The sequence below is a fragment of the Shewanella nanhaiensis genome, from assembly GCF_019457885.1.
Lineage (GTDB): Bacteria > Pseudomonadota > Gammaproteobacteria > Enterobacterales > Shewanellaceae > Shewanella > Shewanella nanhaiensis.
Genome location: NZ_JAHZST010000002.1, coordinates 368,099 through 392,279 on the forward strand (window position 1 = coordinate 368,099; position 24,181 = coordinate 392,279).

Annotated in this window: 15 protein-coding genes; 2 read left to right on the top strand and 13 right to left on the bottom strand. The window is 45.7% G+C overall.

Annotated elements, in window-relative coordinates; genetic code table 11:
- The first annotated feature begins 38 nt into the window (after window positions 1–38).
- Both yjgA and K0625_RS03935 read left to right on the top strand, forming a co-directional pair.
- Window positions 39–578: a ribosome biogenesis factor YjgA gene (yjgA, locus tag K0625_RS03930; protein WP_220108465.1), complete on the top strand. Its 540-nt coding sequence runs from the start codon at window positions 39–41 to the stop codon at window positions 576–578.
- Between the two features lie 82 nt (window positions 579–660).
- Complete coding sequence (locus K0625_RS03935) at window positions 661–3,312, top strand: alpha-2-macroglobulin family protein (protein ID WP_220108466.1); 2,652 nt, start codon at window positions 661–663, stop codon at window positions 3,310–3,312.
- A 101-nt stretch (window positions 3,313–3,413) separates the two neighbouring features.
- Here the strand turns inward: K0625_RS03935 and K0625_RS03940 are convergent, their stop codons facing one another.
- The 13 genes from K0625_RS03940 to K0625_RS04000 form a co-directional block, all read right to left on the bottom strand.
- Entirely contained in the window at window positions 3,414–4,550 is a 1,137-nt protein-coding gene (locus tag K0625_RS03940) for an ABC transporter permease (RefSeq protein ID WP_220108597.1), read from the bottom strand.
- A 14-nt stretch (window positions 4,551–4,564) separates the two neighbouring features.
- The gene (locus K0625_RS03945; protein ID WP_220108467.1) at window positions 4,565–5,719 is read right to left on the bottom strand and encodes an ABC transporter permease; all 1,155 of its coding nucleotides are present in this window, start codon (window positions 5,717–5,719) and stop codon (window positions 4,565–4,567) included.
- Window positions 5,720–5,733: 14 nt separating this feature from the next.
- Window positions 5,734–6,705, bottom strand: coding sequence for an HlyD family secretion protein (locus K0625_RS03950; protein WP_220108468.1), 972 nt, complete (start codon window positions 6,703–6,705; stop codon window positions 5,734–5,736).
- Window positions 6,705–8,102 carry a TolC family protein gene (locus K0625_RS03955; protein WP_220108469.1) on the bottom strand — a complete coding sequence of 466 codons (1,398 nt, stop codon included), beginning with the start codon at window positions 8,100–8,102 and terminating at the stop codon, window positions 6,705–6,707. Before K0625_RS03955 ends, K0625_RS03950 begins: the two co-directional genes overlap by 1 nt.
- Before the next feature lie 266 nt (window positions 8,103–8,368).
- The gene (gene tldD, locus K0625_RS03960; RefSeq protein ID WP_220108470.1) at window positions 8,369–9,817 is read right to left on the bottom strand and encodes a metalloprotease TldD; all 1,449 of its coding nucleotides are present in this window, start codon (window positions 9,815–9,817) and stop codon (window positions 8,369–8,371) included.
- A gap of 83 nt (window positions 9,818–9,900) precedes the next feature.
- Entirely contained in the window at window positions 9,901–10,746 is an 846-nt protein-coding gene (locus K0625_RS03965) for a carbon-nitrogen hydrolase family protein (RefSeq protein ID WP_220108471.1), read from the bottom strand.
- Window positions 10,670–14,848, bottom strand: a complete 4,179-nt coding sequence (locus K0625_RS03970; RefSeq protein ID WP_220108472.1) for a YhdP family protein — start codon at window positions 14,846–14,848, stop codon at window positions 10,670–10,672. The genes K0625_RS03965 and K0625_RS03970 overlap by 77 nt, the downstream gene beginning before the upstream one ends.
- A complete protein-coding gene (gene rng, locus K0625_RS03975; protein ID WP_220108473.1) occupies window positions 14,848–16,350 on the bottom strand; it encodes a ribonuclease G in 1,503 nt (500 codons plus the stop codon). The genes K0625_RS03970 and rng overlap by 1 nt, the downstream gene beginning before the upstream one ends.
- Window positions 16,351–16,441: 91 nt before the next feature.
- Window positions 16,442–17,059: a Maf family protein gene (locus K0625_RS03980; protein WP_220108474.1), complete on the bottom strand. Its 618-nt coding sequence runs from the start codon at window positions 17,057–17,059 to the stop codon at window positions 16,442–16,444.
- Window position 17,060: 1 nt separating this feature from the next.
- Entirely contained in the window at window positions 17,061–17,549 is a 489-nt protein-coding gene (gene mreD / locus K0625_RS03985) for a rod shape-determining protein MreD (protein ID WP_220108475.1), read from the bottom strand.
- On the bottom strand, window positions 17,546–18,442 hold the full coding sequence (gene mreC, locus K0625_RS03990) for a rod shape-determining protein MreC (RefSeq protein ID WP_012326979.1): 897 nt from the start codon (window positions 18,440–18,442) through the stop codon (window positions 17,546–17,548). The genes mreD and mreC overlap by 4 nt, the downstream gene beginning before the upstream one ends.
- Window positions 18,443–18,533: 91 nt before the next feature.
- Window positions 18,534–19,583: a rod shape-determining protein gene (locus tag K0625_RS03995; protein ID WP_012326980.1), complete on the bottom strand. Its 1,050-nt coding sequence runs from the start codon at window positions 19,581–19,583 to the stop codon at window positions 18,534–18,536.
- Window positions 19,584–19,825: 242 nt separating this feature from the next.
- Window positions 19,826–24,163 carry a DUF8470 domain-containing protein gene (locus tag K0625_RS04000; RefSeq protein WP_438944489.1) on the bottom strand — a complete coding sequence of 1,446 codons (4,338 nt, stop codon included), beginning with the start codon at window positions 24,161–24,163 and terminating at the stop codon, window positions 19,826–19,828.
- Between the last annotated feature and the right edge of the window lie 18 nt (window positions 24,164–24,181).

A 24,181-nucleotide genomic window follows, 5' to 3' on the forward strand; every position in this document is an offset into this window, starting at 1 on the left:
TGTTATTATTACCTTAGTTTTTGTTAGAGAATTTTTTTATGAATATAGTCGGTGATTCAGAACATTTTAAACAGCCCTTTGACCATGATGAAGATTATGTCAGCAGAGCGGATGCAAAGCGTGAAATAGCGATTTACCAAGAGCTAGGTATGAAGCTAGTTGCACTCAGTAAAACTCAACTTAGCAAGTTAGAGCTTGATGAACTTATATATGACAATGTACTGAAAACTAAGACGATAAAAGTAAACACTGAGGCATATCGTCGTCATTTGCAGTATATCGGTAAGTTGATGCGTAACGTTGATATCGAAGCACTACAGCAAGATATTAAAAACGTGTTGAACCAAAATAGTAATGAGAGCGCAAAGCAGAACGTCGCAGAGAAGCTAAAAGATCAACTTATCACCGAAGGTGATGACGCGGTTCAAGCTTTAATTGAGAAACACCCAGGACTTGAAAGACAGAAGTTACGCCAACTTATTCGCCAAACAAAGAAAGAGTTGACGAAAAAACCTGACCAAGCCTCCAAATCAGCAGTTGAGCTAGTAAAATATTTACGCACTGAGGTAGCTGAGTAATTTAGTTTTTATCACGAAGTAGTTATAATAAGTTCTATACTTTTTAACCCTTCCATGACTTTACGTCACAAGGATGTTGCTAATGCGACTGATAAAAACCGCTCTTGTTCTCCCTATTTCCCTTATCGCCCTCTCTCTACTCGGGGGCTGTAATGGCTCCTCCGATGATAGTAGTGGTGGTGGAGAAAACAGTGGAGAGTATGCGCTATCACTAAGTTATAAAACTGTAGTCGATGGTCAATGTGCAGAAGCAACTAATGACTTAAGCTTTTCAAGCAACGCTAGTATCTGCGTAGTAGCCAACTTAACTCAAGGTGGCAAGGCTAGCAGTGGCGGTTTAGTTAGTTTCAGCGCCAGCTTAGGCACCATTTCTCCAGCCACTAAACTGACCAACTCGAGTGGCTTAGCTGAAGTTATTCTAACCCCAGTAACTGGCACTCAAGGTGCAGGTACTGTTACAGCTCAGTTCGATACAAAAGCGGCTGAAAACAACATTCTTAGTGTTGAACGTAATTATGAGTTCACTTCAACAGCTGCTCCCTCAGAACCTAAGTTCACTTTAAATAGCGCAATAATTAATGGGACGACTGTTGTCACTCAGTTTAAAGCTGACGAAACAGTACAACTTCAAGCACAATTCTTAAATGAGCAGGGCCAAGGAGTTGCAGGCAAAAAAGCGACTTTTACAGCAGGTAACGCTAATTTAAATCCAAACTCTGCGTTAACTAAAGAAAATGGCATTGCCCAAGTCAGTTATACACCAACAGAAAGTGAGCTCGGTGCAGCCAATTTTTCTGTAACTCTGGATGATGAAGGTAAAACTTACCAAAGCTCAGGCCTCTATGAAGTACTGGCAAAGGATGCTGTAAGCGATGACGGTATTATCGTCATTGGTTATTTCTCAGAAGATGGAAATACCTTTACAGAAAATGAATTAGCAACAACATTGCCACTAGTAGCTGGTAGCCGAACTGTAAGCGCGGGTGGTACATTTGGTGTCACTGCTGATTTAGCAACGAAAAATAACGATGGCAGCTATACACGCCTACAAACACCAACCAGCGTCAGTTTCAGTTCAAGTTGCATACTGAGCAACAGTGCAAGTATCGACTCACCAGTCACTACACTTTCAGGTACAGCCAGCTCTACTTTCCAAAATACTAATTGTAGTGGCAATAGTTCACGTGATGACCAGATCATCGCATCAGTAGTTGCGGGAAATCAAACTATCTCTGCAACACTTGATTTCGTCCTCGCCAGACAAACTCTAGCTAATATAAGCTTTATTTCTGCAGAGCCAGCATCGATTCGTATTAAGGGCGCAGGTGGTACAGGAACAAGTGAATCTTCATTGATCACGTTTAAAGTATCTGATGCTAATGGCCAAGCAATTGCACAACAACCTGTTGATTTTACACTCGATACAACCATTGGTGGAATCAGCTTTGCAAATGGAGATAATAGCACAAGTAACACCAGCAACTCCTTTGGCCTAGTCAGCGCAACCGTACTATCGGGAACAGTCCCTACCCCAGTACGTGTATTAGCAACAGCCACAGCGAATAATGAATCAGTCTCTAGCCAGTCTGAGCAGCTTACGGTCAATACAGGCTTACCACAGCAACTTGGGTTTAGCTTGTCTACATCTGTATTCAACCCTGAGGCCGGAGACTTCAATGGTGAAACCGCTTCAATTACCGCATACGCCTCCGATAGTTTCGGCAACCCAGCACCGGACGATACTGTCATTCAGTTCACCAGTGAAGGTGGTCAGATAGAGCCTAAGTGTCTTACACAAAATGGTACATGCTCTGTCACTTGGACATCAGCTAGCCCACGTGTTCCAGATCATCGCATCACAGTGCTTGCCTATGCTCTAGGTCATGAGACCTTCTTCGATACTAACGGCAATAATGTGTTTGATGATAAGGATCTTAATGGTCAGGGTGGTGATGGAGGAGCTATAACCAGTGCATGTTTAGACTATAACGGAGATGCCACAACCTGTATTGGTGACGGATTTGATATTGAGGCTTTTCATACTCAGGGCTTCAATGACTTAAGCGATGCTTTCCGTAACGACAATGAGAGTGGGCGAGATGAAAGTGGACGCTACATTTCTGTCAATGGTCAGGGAACAGGCTATACATCTGGTGAGCCTTATTTTAGTACTGAAAGTAAGCCTGACTACAACCTAGAAGATGGTAAATTTAATGGCCCTCAATGTGTCAGCTTACTTTCTGAAGAACAAGCCATTTGTGGTCAAGGCCAAGCTAACAAAACCTATATCCGTAAAGCATTAGTAATGACGATGTCAGGTTCAAATGCAGGATTTATTATTAAACAAAACGGTACTAAAGTTTTTGACAGCACAGACGGCACAAACATAACACTAACTCCTATCCCTGCAGGTGCAACTGCAAGATTTAGCGTTCAGTTCTTCGATAGCGCAGGACAGATAATGCCAGCAACTTCCAATCTGTCTGTATCAGTAAATAATGGAGAGCTCGATTTCTCTGGATTCACAGTAGCAAATACAACAAGCGGCAGTACTAACTGCTTAGCTAACAAATCTGAGAATTGTGGCACGACTACAGGGTTTAGCTTAACCAATGACATAGATCCAACAAGTACCGGTGAACCAGCAAAAAGTAGTAATATCAATATTGAGGTGCTGACTCCTAAGAGTATTAAATCCAGTGTTACCCTCAATATTGAATTATCAGGAACTTAATATAACTCAGTTATAAAGAGAGCTAAAAAGCCCATTTAGATGCAGATCTAAATGGGCTTTTTGTTATATCGACATACAGCTTAAGGCTTATAACTAAAGCTTTATCTACTCTCTTTCAGCCTTTTTGAAACACCATAAAGGGCAAGTAAAAAGAACACAGCAAACAGGCTCCATAACTGCAGCCATTTAGGCATGATACTCGACCATGATGCTCCCATCTGATTAAGCTCTAACATCCCCATAATCGCAGGTACGGCGGGAATAGCCTGAGATACCCAGATCAAAGGCTCTGGGATCAATGCTATAGGCCAAACAAAACCTGAAACAAACATGATAGGCATAGAGGCCAACAACAAAACTTGAGTGGGCAGATCGCGGCGTACAAATAAGCAACTGAGTGCGATTCCCGCTACGCTGGTCGCCAGTAAAAAAGGCAATAGGAATAAGGCGACCAATCCTAAACTGGCCTGAATGCTCACCTGATACCAATAAAAGCAAAATCCCACATAGAAGCTACTAAAGAATAGATAGATCAACATAAATGCCGAGATACGACCAGAAATAAGCTGCAGAGGAGATACCTCACTCCAATACCCTCTCGCCTTCCATTGGCCAGCTCCCAGTATTCCCGTACCAATCAACAAGGTTTGATGCAAGATCAACAAAAAGAGCCCTGGGACGACATAGGGGGTATAACCTAGACTTGGGTTAAATGCGGGTACACTGTTCACCTTAACAGAGTTAAGACTCTGAGCAGCCTGCTCTGGAGCCTCACCTTTGGCTAGCATACCGAGCAGCTGTACCTGCTTGCCTGCATCCATACCAGCTGTCACTAAGCCCTCAGCCACTGCCGAATAGATCAAGAAATAACTGGCATCGCCGCCATAACTTAAGGTCACTCCCTTACCTAGAAGTAGATCTCGTCTAAACCCTTCAGGAATCACTAAAAGCCCATGAGCGCGACCCGACTCAATCCAGCTTTTCGCATCAGTGATACTCCCTACTTGACCTATTACACTTATTTTAGGACTTGCATCGGCGTGACGAATTAAGCGGCGACTCAATGAGGAGTGGTCAAGATCCACCACAACAAGCTGTTGCTCAGTCGGCACCTGATGCAGATAAGGTAAAGGATAGAGAACCGAATAAAACAACACCCCACCAAACAGAGTCACTGCGATAGCCTTATCCGACACAATCGCTTTTAACTCCGATAGCACAAGTTGCCAGAAGGTCATGGTTTGAACTGATTTCATGCTATTTTCTCACAGCTTGGAGAAGCGATATCAAGGCGCCGTGAAAGCAATACGAGTACAGGGATAATCAACAAAAAACCCCAATAGCTAGTCAGTTGCAATGCAATGGTCTGCCAAGGCGCACCATAACTAATAATGCTGACATGGGAGTCCACATAATGACTCGATGGCATAATTAAGCGCCACCACTGCGCAACAAGCGGCATCTCATGAACAGGAAAAGTGATCCCCATAAAGGCAAATGCTGGTGCAAACATGGCTGTACCAAAACTCACAATACGCGCACTATCACGCATAATAAAGAACACCAGTAAAACCAGTAACCATACCGCTAATAACATCACAAACTGCGCTAACATGAGCAAAGCCAAACTTCCCGCGGCCGGCAGTCCAAGGTAAAGATATAGCAAGGCCAAAATAAATCCGCCGTGAATCAGCAAAATGGGAGTAAATAGAACCACTTTGGCAAGAACTCTAGACCAAACCCCAGCACCTGGCACTAAGCCTCCCTCACAGGTCAACTCTCGGCTTAAACTGTTGGAGAAGATCAGCATCGCCAGTAGCTGCCATAAAGCAACAAGTACGGGAGGAACAAGAAATCCCACATAGTTATTATTACGATTAAACAGAGCAGTAGTTTGGCTCTTCACTGGGCTTAAATGAACGGATATTGTAGATTCAGGCACGCCTTGCAGCAGTAGCTTCCCACCCGCAACCTCCAATAAGCCAGCACCAAGTGTCATCTGGATCTGACTCGAGAGTAACTTGCCCACCAGCAGAAACTGGCTGTTATAACGTATGTCTATGGTTGGGCTGTGGCCTGTGACTAAATCTCGCTTCAGCTCATAGGGGAAAACAATGATCCCATACACCTCTGCCTGCTTCATGGCTGTGACAGCAGAGGACAGGTCTACAAAGCTTTGGGGGGAGATAACTGGATTAGCTTGTAATTTTCGGCCTAACATACGACTTAGCTGGCTATTATCATGATCAACAATGGCAACGGGCAGCTGCCTTGGTAAGCCAGCACTAAAGAGCCACCACAGGCAAAGTATGCTTAAGATAGGGATATAGCTGACTAGAGCAAGCTGCCAAGGTGAACGCCATAAAGCATGCAGTTCACGTTTTATTAAGGCGATTAAACCACTCATGATAGGCCTGAACTTTAGTGAGTAAAGAGAACAGACATACCCACACGTAGATCGGGGATCTCAGTGTCAGTACGCAGCTCAACCTCGAAGGTACGCATATCAAAATCGTGGCCACTCTCAGTTGAGCGCCAAGTCGCAAACTCCCCCATCACGCTAACATGAGTCACGGTAAACTCTACATCACGACCTAGGGCAGGCAAGGTCAGCATCATTTTACTGCCTTTACTAAACTGCTTAAGTTGATCCTCCCGCACCTGAAATACAGCCCAAGCATCTTTCATATCGATCAAGCTCACCACAGGAAATCCGCTAGGGGCAAGTTCACCAGCTTGCAGTAAAACTTCACTTATCTCACCAGATTTTGGCGAACGCATCTGGCTATCTTCTAAAATGGCACTGACCTCATTAACCGCGCCTTCCGCCATACGGGCATTACCAGCAGCAGCGGCCTTAGTTTCAACTCGCGCGCCCTCTTCAGCCATCTGGAACATGGCAAGTGCTGCTTGCTCTGTATATTTAGCAGCCTGCCATTGAGTAAATGCCTCATCACGTTTCTGCCTAGCGACAACCCCTTCAACAAATAGGTTCTCAACTCTCTCATAGGTGGTTTTCCCCAGAGTCGCCGCCGCTTTAGCCTTTAACCACTGCTCTTTCGATGCCATGACCTGTTGTTTGCGCGCACCGCTATCCGCTTCCTGTTGCAGCGCTTTAGCTGCGTCACGGCCACCTTCGGCCTGCATCAGTTTTGCATCTAGCTCAGGACTGTGAATAGCAAACAGAAGATCGCCTTTCTCGACAAGATCGCCACGGCGAACTAAAACCTGTTCAACTCGACCGGGAACTTTTGAAGAGACATTATACTCACGTGCTTCTATCTGCCCCTGCAAGATCTGGGGCTTAGGGCTATAAGCCAGCTTTAAGCCATAACCTAACAAGAGCACTAAAGCGATTAGCGCAACGATGGCGAGCAGACGGTTAGCACGCATTATTTATCTCCAAAATTGTTTAAGCCGTTAGTACGACCTATAAAGTCATCCAGCTGCCCGCTAATAGCCATAAGACGCGCATAGGATTGAACATAACGGTACTTAGCACCAAGTTGCTGTGTCTTCACTGCGCTTAGCTTTAACTCGGCATCTACTCTGTCGATAGAGGTAGAGAGACCTTGATTGAACGCTATCTCACGCAAACGTAAATTCTCTTCGGCCAAACTCAAGGAGGTGTCGAGAGCCACAACCTCCTCTTGCGCTTGCTGAAGCTGACGGTAACTTTGATCCAGTAGTAAACTTAAGTCTTGCTGAGTTTGTGCTTTGGTGTATCTCGCTTGCAGCAGTGCACTTTTAGCCGCTTCTACCTTTCCACTGCGACCATCTCTGCTCAACAAAGGAACTTTAACCCCAAGCCCGACCATCCAGTCAGGCTCCACTTTAGAGAACAGGCTATCGTCCTCATACAAGGTGTAATTTCCGTAAAGAAAAACAGTGGGTTTATAGCGACCTTTTTCAACTTCAATCAAGCCACTGGCTTGCTCCTCTTTAGCTTCAAGTAATCTTAACGCCGGATGTTGGGTCATGGTTAACTGGCTCAAACGCGGCAAAGAGGGTTGATTTGGCAACATAAACAACTCTGATGCAGTCGTCACACTCTGCTGGTGCAACATACGTGACAGTGCAATTACAGCCATCTCATGCTGCCGCTTAGCACTACCAGCGCTAACTCGAGCGTTTTCAAGCGCCACTTGAGCATTTAACCGCTCCACTTTCGCTATCTGCCCCTGCTCCTCTAACTTAAGCGCATGATCGACATGTTCAGCCAACGAAGCCACTAACTGCCCCTGAGTCTTCATCAACATCTCAGTCACTGAAACCGCGTAATACCTATCAACTAAAAGGTTAAAAAGATCACGTGTAGCTAGCTGTAACTGTTGCTCTTTCTCGGCAACCTGCGCTTCATGTATCCCTTGAGCTGCAGTGATCTTGCCGCCAGTATAGATGGGCCACATCGCTTGTAAACTGGCTCGAAAGATATCTTGCTCGGTAAAAGGGGTGACAAAAAGAGAGCTAGGAATACTGGCCAATGCACCACCTAAAGCTGGCGGTAAACTACCTGGGTCGAGTGACGCTAAGGGGTTTAGATCGCGAAGATCCAGCTCAATAGGTTTTTCAAGATGAGTGTAACTACCACTGATATCTAGGGAGGGCATGCCAAGATCTTCACCCGCTTTCTGCTCAGCTTGAGCCCGTAAGACCTCTTGGGATTCAGCCTGTAGCTTATCGCTAACAGTCAATAGCTGTTGCCATGCCGTGTTAAAGGTCATTGGCTGAGCCAAAGTGGTGCCACAGAGCAAGCACAGAGATAAGCAAGCCAAACGCGTTAGTTTCATCTATACCTCAAAATACTGAATATCAAATATAGAGCAATAACTCTAATTTTAAAGCGATGATATCATCCAATCAGGTTATCAGCCTAATACTTCGCATTAGTTTGCCAAAAAATACTCTGGGTAGATCAACTTCTTATACTGATTGGAATTAGATTCAAGCTCAATGATTAAACAAAAAGTTCAGCAAAGATAGCGACTAAAGACTTATCTTTAACTGAACTTGTCTGTTTTATAGCCTTACTGTTCTACAAGGCTGCCCTACAGGATTAAGCTGTACCGCCAACCGTTAAGCTATCTAACTTTAGCGTTGGTTGACCAACTCCCACTGGGACACTCTGACCATCCTTACCACAAACACCCACGCCATTATCCAGCGCAAGATCATTACCGACCATAGAGATCTCTCCCATGGCCTCAGGACCGTTACCGATTAAAGTCGCCCCCTTAATCGCCTGGGTCACTTCACCATTTTCAATCAGGTAAGCCTCAGAAGCTGAGAAAACAAACTTACCTGAGGTTATATCAACCTGCCCACCACCGAAGTTAGGCGCATAGATACCATTTTTAACTGACTTAATGATCTCTGCTGGAGCTGACTCACCCGCTTCCATATAGGTATTGGTCATACGCGGCATAGGTAAGTGTGCGTAGGACTCGCGACGACCATTACCCGTTGACTGCTCACCCATTAGGCGGGCATTGAGCTTATCTTGCATATAGCCCTTTAAAATCCCATCTTGGATAAGCACGGTCTTCTGACTCACAACGCCCTCATCATCAATGCTCAAAGAGCCACGACGATTCGCTATCGTGCCATCATCAACCACTGTGACCAATTTAGACGCCACCTGTTGGCCCACTAATCCACTAAAAGCACTGCTGCCCTTACGGTTGAAGTCTCCCTCTAATCCATGACCAACCGCTTCATGTAGCAGCACACCAGGCCAACCAGCGCCAAGTACCACTGGCATTTGACCAGCAGGGGCGTCAATAGCAGTCAGGTTAACTTGAGCTTGTCGTACAGCTTCACGAGCAGATGAGAAACATTTTGGTAAACCAGCATCATCAGTTTCCATCAATGCTTCATAACCATGACGTCCACCGCCACCGCTAGCACCACGTTCACGCTTACCTTCATCTTCTAAAATAACGCTACAGTTAAAGCGCACTAAAGGACGAATATCGGCTGCTAAGGTACCATCGCTTGCTGCCACTAATATCTCTTCATGAACACCAGAAAGACTCACAACCACCTGAATGATTCGACTATCGAGACTGCGGATATAAGCATCAGCCTCTTTAAGTAGGGCGATCTTCTTGACCTCCTCCATCGCAGCGATAGGATCGGCACTTTGATAAAGTGATTTCACCTCTTGGCTTTTCCAAGCTTGAACACTGGTATTAGCGCCTGCAGAGGCGATACTACGAGCCGCTTCCGCCGAAGCGATAAGTGCCGATGGCGTGATCTCGTCAGCATAAGCGAATCCCGTTTTTTCACCCGTGATTGCTCGTACACCTACACCGCGTTCAATGTGGAAGCTGCCCTCTTTAACGATTCCATCCTCTAACACCCAAGACTCATGACGACTTCCTTGAAAGTAAAGATCGGAAAAATCGACATCATGCTGATGAATAATATTCAGATAGCCCTGTAGATCACTCAGTGATTGTCCATCTTGCAATAAACTTTGCTCAACTTGGGTTAAAAATGGCATTAATGATTCTCTCTTTTAACTTAATTCTTTATAAAATATCAGGGCTTATAGCAATTGGTATAAACTCCCATCACCTTTCTATTCTAATTGCTTTTTCGTAACTCAGGCTCTGAAAATCGATTATGTCCTGCTACAGGGATCTGCTTGCGGATCTTATCCTGCTCGCTCCTGTCCAGCGTAGCCTGAACCCAGCCACACTCCTCTCTTTTTTCAGCCAGAACTCGACCCCAAGGGTCGACTATCATACTCTGTCCCCAGGTCTCACGACTACCTTGGTTATGCTGTCCCCACTGGGCCGCAGCCAGAATAAAACATTGGGTCTCTATCGCCCTTGCCTGAATCAGTGGTTGCCAATGTGCCTCTCCCGTCACCTTAGTAAAGGCGGAAGGCAGAGCAATCAACTCAGCCCCAGCTAAACGCATGGCTCTAAACAGATCTGGGAACCTAAGATCATAACAGATCGCTAAACCTAACTTTCCAAATGGCGTATCTATCACAGTGATCTTCTCGCCTGGGCAAAAGGTATCGCTCTCCCTATACTCTTTAGTTCCATCGGCAACATCTACATCAAACAGGTGTAGCTTATCGTAATCACCTAAGGTATTACCCATATTGTCAAACAGGTAAGTTCTACTGTAGACACGTCCATCCTCTGAACGTACAGGAATTGTCCCAGCCACTAAATAGATATCGTATCTTGCGGCCAGCTCAGACATGGCAGTTTTTAACTCAGTCGTTTCAGCACTTGCCTCACCGGCATATTCGAGCTGATGACTCTCATGACCACCAAACAGCAGACAGCATTCAGGTAAAACCACCAGCTGTGGCTCTGCCACAACTCTTGGTAAGCACTTAAGCTGCGACTCGATATATTCCAGATTCGCCGATACATCTCGGCTGCTTTGACATTGTAATAGGCTGATCTGCATCCTTAACTTCCTTTTTAGGTACTTCCTTAAAAGTGGGGATCTCTTGCACATTAGGCTCAAACAGTTCTACGCCTGAACTCGGTTCTACTTTATCTTGGCTCTGTGACTCAGAGGTGTCCACCCTCTTTTGAGGATTTTCCCTCTCTATCTGCTCAGGCTCAGTCAGATCGGAAGCCTTAGGAGTCTCAAGTGAACTTTCAGTCTGAGTTTCTGGGCTACTCTCAGCTTTTGGTAACGCTGATTCAGGGATCTCTATCTCTTTACTCTTACGCTCAAGTTCCTCAATTTTTGGCTCAGACATGGTACCGGTTAACCTAAACCTAAGCTCAGTGATCACCTCAATAACAGGTTCAAGCACTTTAGTCAGGGCAAACGCTCCCAAACCAAAAGTCCACCCCCCCGTCGTCAACAATACTACTGTCGGCACACTGGAGGCGAGCTGCGGAACGAAGCGGATATCGTAATTCAAACTTTCGGTGGTCAGATCCGTATAGCCTCGCACCTTCATATTGCCAGCAACGGCATCCATCTCTGTATCTCGGGTTTTAATCACCCCGTTATCGATATTCAGTGTGCCAGTAAAAGAGTTGAAATAGAGGCCCTTGCCAAATACATCGGAGAAATCCAACGAGAGCTTTCTCAACAAAGAGTCGAGACTGAACAGTGAAAATATTCTCGCGCCTTTATCGCTGACTTCAGTAAGATGCCCCTTACCCAGTTCAAAATTAACTTGGCCATTGAGAGAATCTAATGCAAAAGCATAGGGAGCGCCCTGCCATGATATCTTGGCGTCAATATCGACGGGTGCATTCTTCAGTCCTGGATCTGTACCTAGAATGGCTGAGAGATCATCAAACCGAGTGGCATTAAGCTTTACATTAAACTCAGTCAAATTCTCATCGGCGCTGTTATTCCAAGCTCCACTTCCACTGAGTGTCACCTCGGGCGTTGTTAATGAGAGAGTCTGGATCTGATAGTTATTACCTTGTGGCGTCCCTTGCAACACTAAGTGACCTAAAGGTTTTCCGTAAAAACTAAACTCATCCACATCCACAGCTAAAGGCGGCAGGTTTTTCAGCACAGTGTCCGATTTAAAGTGTGCATTTTCGGGCTCCTTAATCACAGGTGCCATATGAAATTTAGAGGCAACAATTTTCAGCCCTTGAGTCGACCAATCTGGATAAAAATCGACTCGGCCGTCAAACTCATCAGACTCAGCTTTAAAGCGCCATACATGCTCAATGGGCTGGGCATCTAAGGTTAGGTTAGTTAACGCTTGCCCCATTAGGTCTAGCTGTTTTATCTCGCCATCAATACTGACAAGAGGTGGGAAGAAGTTAACTCTCTCTCCTATATCTTCGGCTTCAAGGTTATCACTCACCTCAAGTTGTTCGGTATCAGTAAACTGATGAATGATTGGCAACCAAGGCGTTAACTGAGTTTCATCGATGGAGAGCTGCAGGTGGCCCTGACTTTTTTTCAGTTGATCACCCGGCCTAAATAGTCGCCCTAACAGGAGATCGAAATGAGCGAGTTGATTGCCAGATAACTGATCGAAACCGCCCCAGAACTCCATCTCTTTACCCAGCTTAATACCGAGTGAGGACTGCTTGTTATCCCCAATCAATTCTGCAGTTAATTTACGGCTCTCATCTTTACCTTTAGCAAAAGGCGCAGGCAGATCTAAACCGACACCAAGAAGTTCACTGTTAACTTGCGCTTGGATACGATAGCCGCTGGGATCGAAGATCAGTGTCATTCCACCATCCCACTCTAACTCACCTGAGTAAAACTCCTTAAGCGGGTTATCCAGATAATCGGGAAGATCAGCAAGTTTCCAAGTACCTGACAGATCCAAGTTTAAGCCATAGTTATTACCTAGACTCTCAGTGTCAAAACTCAAAGAGACAGGCTGCTGAAACAACTTAGCTTCTATCCCCTCTCCCTTCACAACATCATTAAGAAAGCTGACCTGCCCTGTGACTTCATCCAGTGCGACACCAGGCTCTGTGATATACACAGGAGTATGATCAAAATTAACCAATCCACGGATCTGCTCACTCTCGCCATCATAAAGTGGAATAGAGAGATCCAGCTCAGCTGTCACCTCCCCCTTTATCTGCACGACATCGAGTGTTGAACCCACTGAGTCAGCCAAAGAGGAGCGATTAAGAACTTGAGTCGCAGCCTGACCTTGTGTTGCTAAATCAGCCTTTACCTGAAGCAGAGAGCGCTCGCCTAACTCAGGGATAACGACACTTGCACCATCGACAACCACATCAAGCAAGTTCCCCTTATTAATCAAGAGATCCATTCGGGCATTTTCAAACAGAGCCGATAGATTTAATTCGGTTACCGAGGGCCAGTCTGGCTGAAACTCAAATTCAGCATCTTGGATAGTAAAGTCAGCCTGAAAAACGCCTGAATGGTCAAAATAGGGATAGTTTGATAGCGGACCATGCCATAGCACTTTAGCATCTTGAGTATTACCAGCTACCAATCCAGTATCTAGATACTCCACCAGATCTTCGCTCATTCCATGAAGAGGAAAATAGTTTGAAGCCTTTGAAACATCATGGAGTTTTACATCAGCTAATAGGGCTAGATGCGCAACATCCTCAAGCCCTAAGCGCACAGAGGCATCAACAGAGATATCTGGATTATTCAGCTCAAGTTGAGGAATGATTAATGCCTGAGAGCCAATATCATATTTAACATCGAAGGGCTCGCCATCGAAGGCGAGCGGGATTGCAAATGCCGAACCGAAATCCAGCAGATACTTCTGCTTAGGCAGAGATAGATAGAGGGCATCTTGCTGCCAACCTAGCTGAATGTTGAGTGGAGAGGAGCCAGGGATCTGATCTTGTTGTTGCCAGCTAAGCTGTTCAACATCCAGTGCAAGTTTAGGCTCACGCTCAGCATCGAGTGAAAACGCGATATTATTTATATAGCCTTTAGGCTCCAATGATTGCCAAGTATTTAACAGGGCTAAATCGACGCCAGGAAACAGAGGTAATAGGGGCAACAAAGTGCTCGCATCCAGACGATTCAAAGAGGCGGTAAATGCTTCGCCACGTTTTTGCGCCGAAAAGTCCAGTTCCGGCCACAGCTGTTTACCTGTTTCAAAAGTAAGTTGTTGACTAGTGAATCTCCAACCTTGATCGCTAGGGTGCCAGAGCATTCGCCCCCCTTTGATCTCAAAATGCTGCAGCTGCCCATTGAGATCCCACTCAAGCCAGCTAGGCTCAAACTCAACTTGAGCGGATTTTACTCCACGCTGGGCAATATCAAACCAAGCCTCAAGATTAACCACTCCCTCAAGTGCTAGCTTACTTGAGCTATCGTAAGGGTTAGTTTGTCTTGAAGCCCACTCGCCAAGATCCAAAGAGCGCGCGGCCAGATAGATCTGCCCTTTTAAACTCTCAGGCTCATAACCATTGCCTCTAATATCCAGTTGTAAACTCAGCAGTTCAACCTCTGAAGCCGCTTTATCTAAGTAGAGTTTGCCTTTGCCTTGGTGTCTAAGACCTTCATTTTTCCAACTAAGATCTTTGATATAGATGGGTCTATAGTCGTGGCGATGACTTAATAGCTGCAAGCTAGCATCACGTATCGAGAAGTGCTCTAACTGCTCCAAGAGCAAGCGGTAAAGCCAGTCGGTATCAACCGCTTTTGAGGCTGGACTCTGAGTGCTAGATGGGGATGGTTTGTTCAACTCGTCAATATCAAGTGCAACCTGAACCCCCTCAAATATCACGGTCTCGATCTGAGGGCTTGTGGTGATCACACTCTCCCAAAAATCGAGTTTTACATGAACATCATCGACAATCAGGGTGAAAGGAAGTTTGTCTTGGGCCGGAAGCACCAATTTTTTAACGGTCAGAGCTGGGCCAAATGCTTGCCATTCAGCGGTGAGTTCACCCACATCGACCTGAACTTGATACTCAGATTCTATATAGTTAGTAAGCTCCGCCCTCACCTGATCAAGTTTAGGCAACAGTCCTCTAAAGAGGCTAACAACTAGAGCAAACAGCACCAGTATGATGGCTAAGACTTGCCAACAAACTCGACTGAATTTACGGGGGCAGAATTTGGGCGACACTACATTATCACCACATCAAACTTATTCTGGGCATACATAACCTCGTTTTGGAAACGAACTCTTTTCCCTATGTAGACTCCCAACTCAGCAACAAGATGGCTCTCTTCACCAGTTAAGCTATTAAACACAGTAGGTGAACAGTAAACAAGAAACTCATCGGCATCGTAACTGCGATCTAACCTGATGATCTCTCTAAAGATCTCATATGAGACGGTTTCAACGGTTTTTAGGCTACCTGTTCCTAAACAAACTGGGCACTCACCGCATAACACATGCTCTAGGCTCTCTCTGGTACGCTTACGTGTCATCTCCACTAAGCCCAAACCTGAAAAACCACTGATATTGGTTTTAACCGTGTCATGGGAAAGGGCAAGCTCTAGGCTAGCAAGCACACGCTTTTGATGTTCAGACTTCAACATATCGATAAAGTCGATAATGATAATCCCACCTAAGTTACGTAGCCTTAGCTGACGCGCGATAGCATGGGTTGCCTCCATATTGGTGTTAAATATCGTCTCTTCTAAATTACGGTGACCCACAAAAGCACCGGTATTGATATCGACCGTGGTCATCGCCTCGGTCTGATCTATGATGAGGTAACCACCAGATTTAAGCTCAACTTTACGCCCTAATGCACGCTGAACCTCATTCTCAACATCATAAAGATCGAAAATAGGGACTGGACCATTATAGTGTTCAATCTTCTCAGCGATCTCAGGCATAAACTCATCGGCAAACGCCTGTAGCTCCTCATAGGTTTGGCTAGAGTCGACCTGAATTTGATCTAGCTCAGTCCCGACAAAGTCACGCACTATTCGTACTGGCAGTGCCAAATCTTGATAAAGCAGAGACACACCTCTGCGCTTACGTCGCTCGCTAACCTTAGACCAGACTCGACGTAAAAAAGCTGCATCCTGAACCAGCTCCTTCTCGCCAGCACTCTCAGCAGCAGTACGGATAATAAAGCCGCCATCTTCATCGACAAAAGGCTCAGTTAACTTCTTTAGACGTGAACGGATATCTTCAGATTCAATGCGTTGAGACACGCCTACATGGCTAGAGCCAGGCATAAAGACAAGGTAGCGAGAGGGAAGAGTAATATCTGTGGTTAAACGTGCTCCTTTAGTCCCGAGTGGATCTTTCACCACCTGAACCATGATGTCCTGACCTTGACGAACGAGCTCACCAATAGCACGAACAACAAAGTTACCTTTCTCACCTTCGGCAACACACTCGGTGTGGGGCACAATGTCGGATGCATGTAAAAATGCCGCTTTATCTAATCCGATATCGACAAATGCAGCCTGCATACCTGGTAGAACACGACTGACCTTACCTTTATAGATATTGCCAACTAAGCCGCGTTTCATACGCCTTTCAATATGAACTTCTTGCAGAACACCATGTTCAACTAAAGCCACTCTGGCTTCTGTTGGCGTCACATTGATCAATAATTCAGAACCAATCTTTCGCTGTACTCTGTTTTTGACTATGCGACTCATAATTATCTACTCGTTATTATTTTTGTAGCCACTAAACAAATTTCAGATCCGAAGCCGACAACCCTCGCCTGATAAACCAAGCTCAACTTCACTATAAAACGTTCATTTCCCGCAACAACTCTCGGGTTTCAACCATAGGCAAGCCAACCACAGCTGAGTAGCTGCCCTCAATCCGTTCGACAAAGCTGCCACCTAGGGCCTGTATTCCATATGAACCCGCTTTATCCATAGGCTCACCCGTTGCTATATACGCTAAAATATCAGCCTCAGAGAGTTCGCAGAACTGCACTTGAGTCTCAACAAGACGTGTCAGTATTTTTTCACCATCGGTAATGGCCACAGCGGTCATCACCCAATGCATATGACCGGACAGTTCAGACAATGTCTTCAGGGCATCGGTTTCATCCACAGGCTTACCTAATATTTTATCACCTAACACCACAATCGTGTCGGATCCCAAAACTAAGACTGTCGATAACTCACTCTCTACACTAGCACTGGCATTAAACAGTACCAAACCCGCTTGAGCTTTCTCAACCGCGAGACGAACGACAAAGTCTTTAGGTGACTCACCGAATTGATGATTCTCATCGATATCCGCAGCTAATGCTGTAAAGTTAAAGTCTGCCCGAGAGAAGCCCAACTGAGCCAGTAACTCTTTACGACGTGGGGAGGATGAAGCCAGTATCAATTGAGTGGAATTAGCCATGCTACCTCACCTTATATAAGCGCCGAACTCGACGTAAAATCCAAAAAACCCAGGGCCAGATAATCAAGCTAGAGATAGCAGGAAGAAATAAGCTGACATCAAAGGTTACTGTCCCCACCACAAACTGCACCCAAAATATCACTAGATGATGCAAACAGATTAAGCTCGCCACCATGAGCGCCTGTTGCCACATGGGGAAATTACGTAGTCGCTGAAAATGTAAAACGACGACATAGATAACCAGAGACATAGAGAGTGCGCGGATCCCTAAGTGGGCACCCAGCATGATGTCCAGCATCACCCCCAGTATCCATGCGGATAAAATATTGTATCGATGCGGCAGGGCCATCGCCCAGTAGATCATCACAAGCAGCAGCCAATCTGGACGCCAAGCTTCAACCAGATCGGGGAGTGGCATAATTTGAAATAACATGGCCACTAAAAAACTCAACCATACGACCCAACGGCCATTGGCAATATGCATACTCATTCGCCCACCTCAGCTTTTTCTGCTGCCTTTTTTGCCGCAGATAAGATCATCGCCGTTTCATCTTCTAACGCCTCAGATGCGGGCTCATCTGGCCATATCAACAGAAGATAGCGAATACGATCCAACGCAGCTAGCGGCTGAGCGATCACATTTGCGTAATTCTGACCGTCATCTTTCACTAAGCTCATTACACGGGCTACTGGGTAACCTTCTGGGAATCGATTTCCAAGGCCTGAGGAGACAAGCAGATCGCCAACACGAATATCTGTGCTTTTAGAGACATACTTGAGCTCAAGCTCATCGAGTACACCTGTTCCATTAGCCACAACCCTGACATCGTTACGTGTCACTCTGACAGGAATAGCATGGGTCACATCGGATATCAGTAGTACGCGACTACTGAGTTCACTCACCTGCACAACCTGCCCAACAACCCCCTGAGCATCAACTACAGGTTGACCGACAAAAACACCACTTCTTGCACCATGGTTTAGCACCACATATTGATGGAAAGGATCGCTAGCAACCTCCATCACCTCAGCAACAATCTTCTTAGCATCCATATGCACTGGAGAGCCAAGTAAAGACCGCAGACGATCATTCTCCTGCCTTAGGTGTTCAAATCTTTGTAATCTTTCACTCATCAATAGTTGCTGTCTAAGCAGCTCTTTATTTTGCTGAGCAAGCATATTGCGGGTCGCTAAGCTCTCTGCTGACCAATCTAAGAGTGCACCGGGAACGTTAGCAATGTATTGCAGGGGACTTAATACAGATGAGACAGATTTACGCACAGGATCGAGACGATTGTTCGCCACAATAAGGATCACCGACAAAATAATTGCCAGTGTCAGCCTGAATTGGTTTGAAATACCACGAGCAAAAATGGGTTTCATAAAAAACTATAAGTAATGGAAAAGCCAGCTTGGGATGTCTTACAACATGATAATTAAAAAAGGCGGTGAAGTACCGCCTTTTCTACATCGATTAGTTCTCTTCAGAGAAGAGGTCACCACCATGCATATCTATCATCTCTAATGCTTTACCACCACCGCGAGCAACACAGGTAAGAGGATCATCGGCAACCATGACTGGAATGCCCGTTTCCTGCATCAATAAACGGTCAAGATCGCGGATCAAAGCGCCGCCACCTGTTAGTACCATACCACGCTCGGAGATATCTGAGGCCAACTCAGGCGGAGACTGCTCAAGCGCAACCATAACTGCACTCACGATGCCTGATAATGGCTCCTGTAGTGCTTCGAGAATCTCATTACTGTTTAGCGTAAAGCTGCGCGGTACACCTTCGGCTAAGTTACGACCGCGAACTTCAATCTCAAGCACTTCATCGCCTGGATATGCAGTACCAATTGTGTGCTTAATGCGCTCAGCTGTCGCTTCACCAATCAAGCTGCCGTAGTTACGGCGAACATAGTTGATGATCGCATCATCAAACTTATCACCACCGATACGGACTGATGAGGAGTAAACCACACCATTTAGCGAGATAATTGCCACCTCGGTAGTACCACCACCGATATCAACAACCATAGAACCCGTCGCTTCAGATACAGGTAGACCTGCACCGATAGCTGCCGCCATAGGCTCTTCAATGAGATAAACCTCACGTGCACCTGCGCCCATTGCTGATTCTCTGATCGCACGGCGTTCAACCTGTGTCGCACCAACTGGTACACACACAAGTACGCGAGGGCTTGGGCGGAAGACACTATTATTGTGCACCTGCTTAATAAAGTGCTGCAGCATCTTCTCCGTCACGTAGAAATCGGCGATCACGCCGTCTTTCATTGGACGAATTGCTTGAATATTGCCGGGTGTACGACCCAACATCTGTTTCGCTTCAGTACCGACAGCTGCTACAGATTTCTGTCCGCCACTTCCGCGTTCACCACGTATTGCAACAACAGAAGGTTCGTCCAATACGATCCCCTCTTCGCGAACGTAAATTAAGGTGTTAGCCGTACCCAAATCGATCGAAAGATCGTTAGAAAAAATGCCACGCAGCTTCTTGAACATGTAACCAGCCTGTCTTAGTGGAGTCTGAAAATAGAAAAAATCAGGTAACTCTATCAACGTCCCTGCAATGACACAAGAGTGTTGAGGTTAACATTTGCTAATGAAGCAATTTATTTCTGTTTATCATGAAAATGACCACTAAAAAGTGGCCATTTTCGATGTTTTATCTCTCTATAACTTGTTTACAGGTAAAACGCTGAGCTAAATAGTATTTAGCCTTACCTCAGTAATTCACCTTCTCACTAGTTAACCTCACGCCAATAGATCACTTTATCGTGTCCACGATAGGTGCCAAAGAAAGCGCTCGCTCTTGGATCATAAAGCCCATTGGGATTATTTCCATCATAGTTCCAATACCACTTTAACCAAGGTTCAACATGCTGCTTAAGAGGTACCTCACCCGAAGCATTCGGTACAGAGAAGTAGAGTTGATCAACACCAGATCCAACCACACCTAACTGCTGAGTTAAACCAATGTCGCTATAGGCATTAATCGTTGGGAACCCTGACGGTAACGTCATATTTAACCCCGTCGTCGCTGTCTCTGAGGTGTCTAAAGAGGTCAATGTATTATAAACAGAGCAGGAGTCATCGGTATTGATAGTCCATGTTGGCACACCGGCAGTCACTGCGCTGACATACTCAGTTCTCAATGGTAAGCGCAAGCTTTCAGATTCTGGCCCATAGCCATTCTCAAGTACCATGCGGCCATAACGCAGATCTTGGGTCGATATCTTTTTCGCATCACACCCAGCTCCGCTACAGCCTCCAGCACTCGCCGCATTCATATCTGGGTCTTTAATAAAGGAGTAATGAGTTGTCCCCTCTCCATCATCCATTCTTACACCTATATCGAGCAGTTTATATGGACCATCGGGCAGATTACCAAGGCGGCTAAACTGAATATTATCGTTAACAACAGCTATACCTCTGCTATTTCCCCCTGTATTTGAGGTCGGCCAACTCAGAGCTGATAGTCCTGATAAGCGCGCCCCTAAATCGATACCATTAAGATTGTTTTCAGCGACTAATCCAGCCGTACCTTTTGCAAAGCCACCAAAGTAGTTCTTTGTTATCGCATTCGCTAAATTTTTAGCACTTAGGGTCATCATCAAAGAGAATGGCTGCTCCATATAACTAAAGCTATTGCTGCAAGCTGGCACAATGCTTTCACCTGACAGCTCAAAATAGGCGGGAACAAAACGGCCAATAGGTTTACTCGTTCCTGGTTCAATCGACCTGTCGAGGCCAAAATATGACGAAGAAGGGTTAGCGGTAATACTGAATACCCCCACCTCTGATACTGCCCGAGTCAGGGAGTTTGTCCCATCGCTAGAGGTAGTATGATTATAATCAGCGATATCAGCGGCATTAGAGCCTCCGCTGGGAGCAACAAGGTTAAATTTCAGCTCGATATCTTGATGGGCATAGTTAGGAGTAGATAAGTTGTCACACAAATCCTCATCACTATCACTCTCCCAAGCCATCGCCTTCACGGTAAATGGAAAACTCTCTCCCGCCTTCTTATAAACATTACAACTCGCATAGTTATCTGTACAAATAGCTGCAGTCTCAGGCAGCACGCATAAACCTTTAGGGTAACGAACAAAAGTATCCGCTCCATCCATGATCAGCCCAGCCTCATCACCGGAACCTGTATAACGCGCATTGAGTGTCATCTGCCCAGCATCGGCATAATTGACATCTATGGTCGCTTGTCCCTGAGCATTAAAGGTTAGATTAAGCGGCACAGCGCCGGCCAAGTTCAATCCAGCCTCAATTTCGGTTGTGCCAGACTTCACTTTCACTTTCTTAGTGCCTGAGTTTGGACTTGTGTAACTGCTCCAAAAAGCAACAGATTTTTGTTCATTGGCAAAGCCTGCAATACACTGCTTAGTGACCTCATCTTTCTTAACTGCATTGACAAGAATATTTTGCGAGGGCTTATTGGAGAACTCATCTGGAATACCGTTATTTGGCGATGCCGTTAGATCCCCAAATACAAAACCACTATCGGCATAAGTTAAGGTACAGTTTTGGGTTGTAGGGGTTGATGTGCCAATACGACAAAGAGTTTGGCTAAAGGGTTTTGCACCTGGAGTCGAGCCAGTCACATCCATGGTCACACTGCCAAGGGTTGTCCGGCTCAATTGGATCTGCGCCGTACCACCGCTGAACGTCACTTGATTACCCACAACGCCGGTGCCGCTCCATCCCCCTCCTCCAGTGACACTGGCAGGACTCAGTGTCGCCGTCACTTGATCGGGTACAGTTTGGCTACAATCAGCATTAGCGCACGCTTTAATGGTGATATTTTCTGGGCTACAAGTTAATCCGCTCCCTGAATGAGTAAACTCAAAGTGATCAATTACCACGCCAACGGGTCTAGATTCTAATGCACACACCTCAACATTATCTATCTCATGTATGTTATTTGAGCCACCAGTAGAACCTGTTAGTGAGAGAATAAAATCCTGCGGGACTGCAGCTTGCCCCGTTTGGCTTGCGGCATCAAAAGGAGGAACGATAGAGACAAACCCGCCACTCGTTCGACGTTGAACCTCTACAATCGACTGGCCTGCAACTCTTGAATCGACAGTAATACGATACCTATGGGTAGGGCTGCCATTGTTATTATCGACTTTAGGGTTTAAACAATCTCCATTGGTATTGGTGGTACCGTTATTACACGCTCCCTTTAGGTAACGATAACCTGAGGTTCCTGAGCCTGAGCCACGTACAGCCACACTTTGGCGCCTCTGACCTATATTACTGCTCCCCCCCTCTCCAGAAAAGTTACCATACTCATCGATACCCACACCCAGCCAACCACCTGCAAAACCGTTAATACCTGGCTTAAAACCGTAACCTAAAGGTCCACCGAATGAGCCCGGCTGCGGGGTAATACTTGCATCCGACAGCACCACTGCAATACCATCGGCGCCGCTTCCGCCATAGGCAAAGTGATCAAATTCAATGGTGACGAGATTATCTGCGGCAAGGAATAGTCTTTGATAGGTCGCCGATGTAGACTGATTACTGACGTTTTGTGTCTGTCTTAATCGCCCATTAACAATTGCAGGGGTAAAATTACCGTTACTACGTGCAACCACCCAGTTATCGGTTAAACTCCCCTGAGAGAAATCATCGTTGAAGCAGGTTAGTACACGACCTTTCTTCTCCAGTGCAACAAAGCTATAAAACTCATATACATGCCTTCTGTCACTATCTCTATAGGTATCTTCATCAGTCACCATACTGACTCTGTCATTGGTCAGTTTGCAACGCCTTAACCAACCACCATCGCCACCACGTCTGGAGTTTTTTCCAGCGACAAAAGTAGGCGCATTACTAAAACCTGTTAACGTACCCTCATGAGCACATTGATATGATAGATCTCCAGTCCCAAGCGCTGTTCGATATTGGCGTCCAAATTGATAGATGATCTCATCACCATCAAAACTAAAGGTTCCCGTTCCCGACTCAATAGCCAGATAACCAACTTTTTCATTTTGTAGTGAATTGATATATCCAGGTCTACAGCGACTCCCCGAACGTACCTCAGAGGCCTCTAACGCCAGCTGGAAACCTGAACTATAAAACTGTGATGTCGTGGTCAACCAACAGTTATTGATTGAGGTTTGCTTCTGATGCAGGAGAACATCGAGATCGGAGTCGAGAGGGATATTAGTATAGGGATTATTGTTTACACCAAACGCCCTGTTTTGGTTAATGACTTTGGCCACTAACTCTGTGCCATCAGAAAGAGTATGCTCACCAGGGGTAACCGCAATCCAATGCACTTCCGGCATGGTCAGAGATGCAATATACCGATTGCCAGCACTTACGGGCTCCTCCTGTCTCCAGGTAAATCCAGTACTAGTGACATTAACTGGAACAACGCTAGCAGGGCCATCGCTACTATCAGGGTTATTCGTGGAGATAGTCGGCATTAAGAAAACTATCGGAGTCACGCCAGTATCAAACGGTTTATCAAAGGTCACACTGCCCGATGATGCTTTACCAAATTGGAAGTTAAATGAAGATTTATTGTTATTACACATGCCACCAAAGTCTGCATCTTCAATTGCATCTTCATCAAAATCGACACTTCCATTTCCTCCAATAGTGGTTCCACCACCTGAAGCCAGTGCTCCATCGATACTCGCATTACCAGCTAAATCAACAGCACCTCCAACATAAACAATACCATTGATATAGTTCTGTCCAGAGATAGATAACCCCCCTCTGACAAAGATAATGAGATCTTCAGTATCGCCACCTTGGTTGATACTGGCGTTATTCATTGTCAAAGTATCGAAATAGAGCCGAGTCGTTTTACCATTTGTGCTCAAAAATGATCTGTTTTTAAAGTTACCATTTCTAAAGTCATAATCCCCAGGAGTAAAGCTGGAGCTATGGCCTGAGCACCCATTCCTATCACAGGTCAAATTACCTAAACTCGGACCTATATCTGCAGGAGGGGTTAAACCATTTGGCGCTAAATTTTCTGTTGGCGGATCGGTAAAAATCTCATCACATTGAGGTACTGCCACAGCAATAGCAGGAAATAGCAGCATAAAGAAGATGAATAAACG

Bases quoted from the DNA above. Each gene is read 5' to 3' on its own strand.
- K0625_RS04000 (WP_438944489.1), bottom strand. From the start codon at position 24,163: ATGCTGCTATTTCCTGCTATTGCTGTGGCAGTACCTCAATGTGATGAG.
- rng (WP_220108473.1), bottom strand. From the start codon at position 16,350: ATGAGTCGCATAGTCAAAAACAGAGTACAGCGAAAGATTGGTTCTGAA.
- tldD (WP_220108470.1), bottom strand. From the start codon at position 9,817: ATGCCATTTTTAACCCAAGTTGAGCAAAGTTTATTGCAAGATGGACAA.
- K0625_RS03955 (WP_220108469.1), bottom strand. From the start codon at position 8,102: ATGAAACTAACGCGTTTGGCTTGCTTATCTCTGTGCTTGCTCTGTGGC.
- yjgA (WP_220108465.1), top strand. From the start codon at position 39: ATGAATATAGTCGGTGATTCAGAACATTTTAAACAGCCCTTTGACCAT.
- K0625_RS03945 (WP_220108467.1), bottom strand. From the start codon at position 5,719: ATGAGTGGTTTAATCGCCTTAATAAAACGTGAACTGCATGCTTTATGG.
- K0625_RS03980 (WP_220108474.1), bottom strand. From the start codon at position 17,059: ATGGCTAATTCCACTCAATTGATACTGGCTTCATCCTCCCCACGTCGT.
- mreC (WP_012326979.1), bottom strand. From the start codon at position 18,442: ATGAAACCCATTTTTGCTCGTGGTATTTCAAACCAATTCAGGCTGACA.
- K0625_RS03935 (WP_220108466.1), top strand. From the start codon at position 661: ATGCGACTGATAAAAACCGCTCTTGTTCTCCCTATTTCCCTTATCGCC.
- K0625_RS03965 (WP_220108471.1), bottom strand. From the start codon at position 10,746: ATGCAGATCAGCCTATTACAATGTCAAAGCAGCCGAGATGTATCGGCG.
- K0625_RS03995 (WP_012326980.1), bottom strand. From the start codon at position 19,583: ATGTTCAAGAAGCTGCGTGGCATTTTTTCTAACGATCTTTCGATCGAT.
- K0625_RS03940 (WP_220108597.1), bottom strand. From the start codon at position 4,550: ATGACCTTCTGGCAACTTGTGCTATCGGAGTTAAAAGCGATTGTGTCG.
- mreD (WP_220108475.1), bottom strand. From the start codon at position 17,549: ATGAGTATGCATATTGCCAATGGCCGTTGGGTCGTATGGTTGAGTTTT.
- K0625_RS03950 (WP_220108468.1), bottom strand. From the start codon at position 6,705: ATGCGTGCTAACCGTCTGCTCGCCATCGTTGCGCTAATCGCTTTAGTG.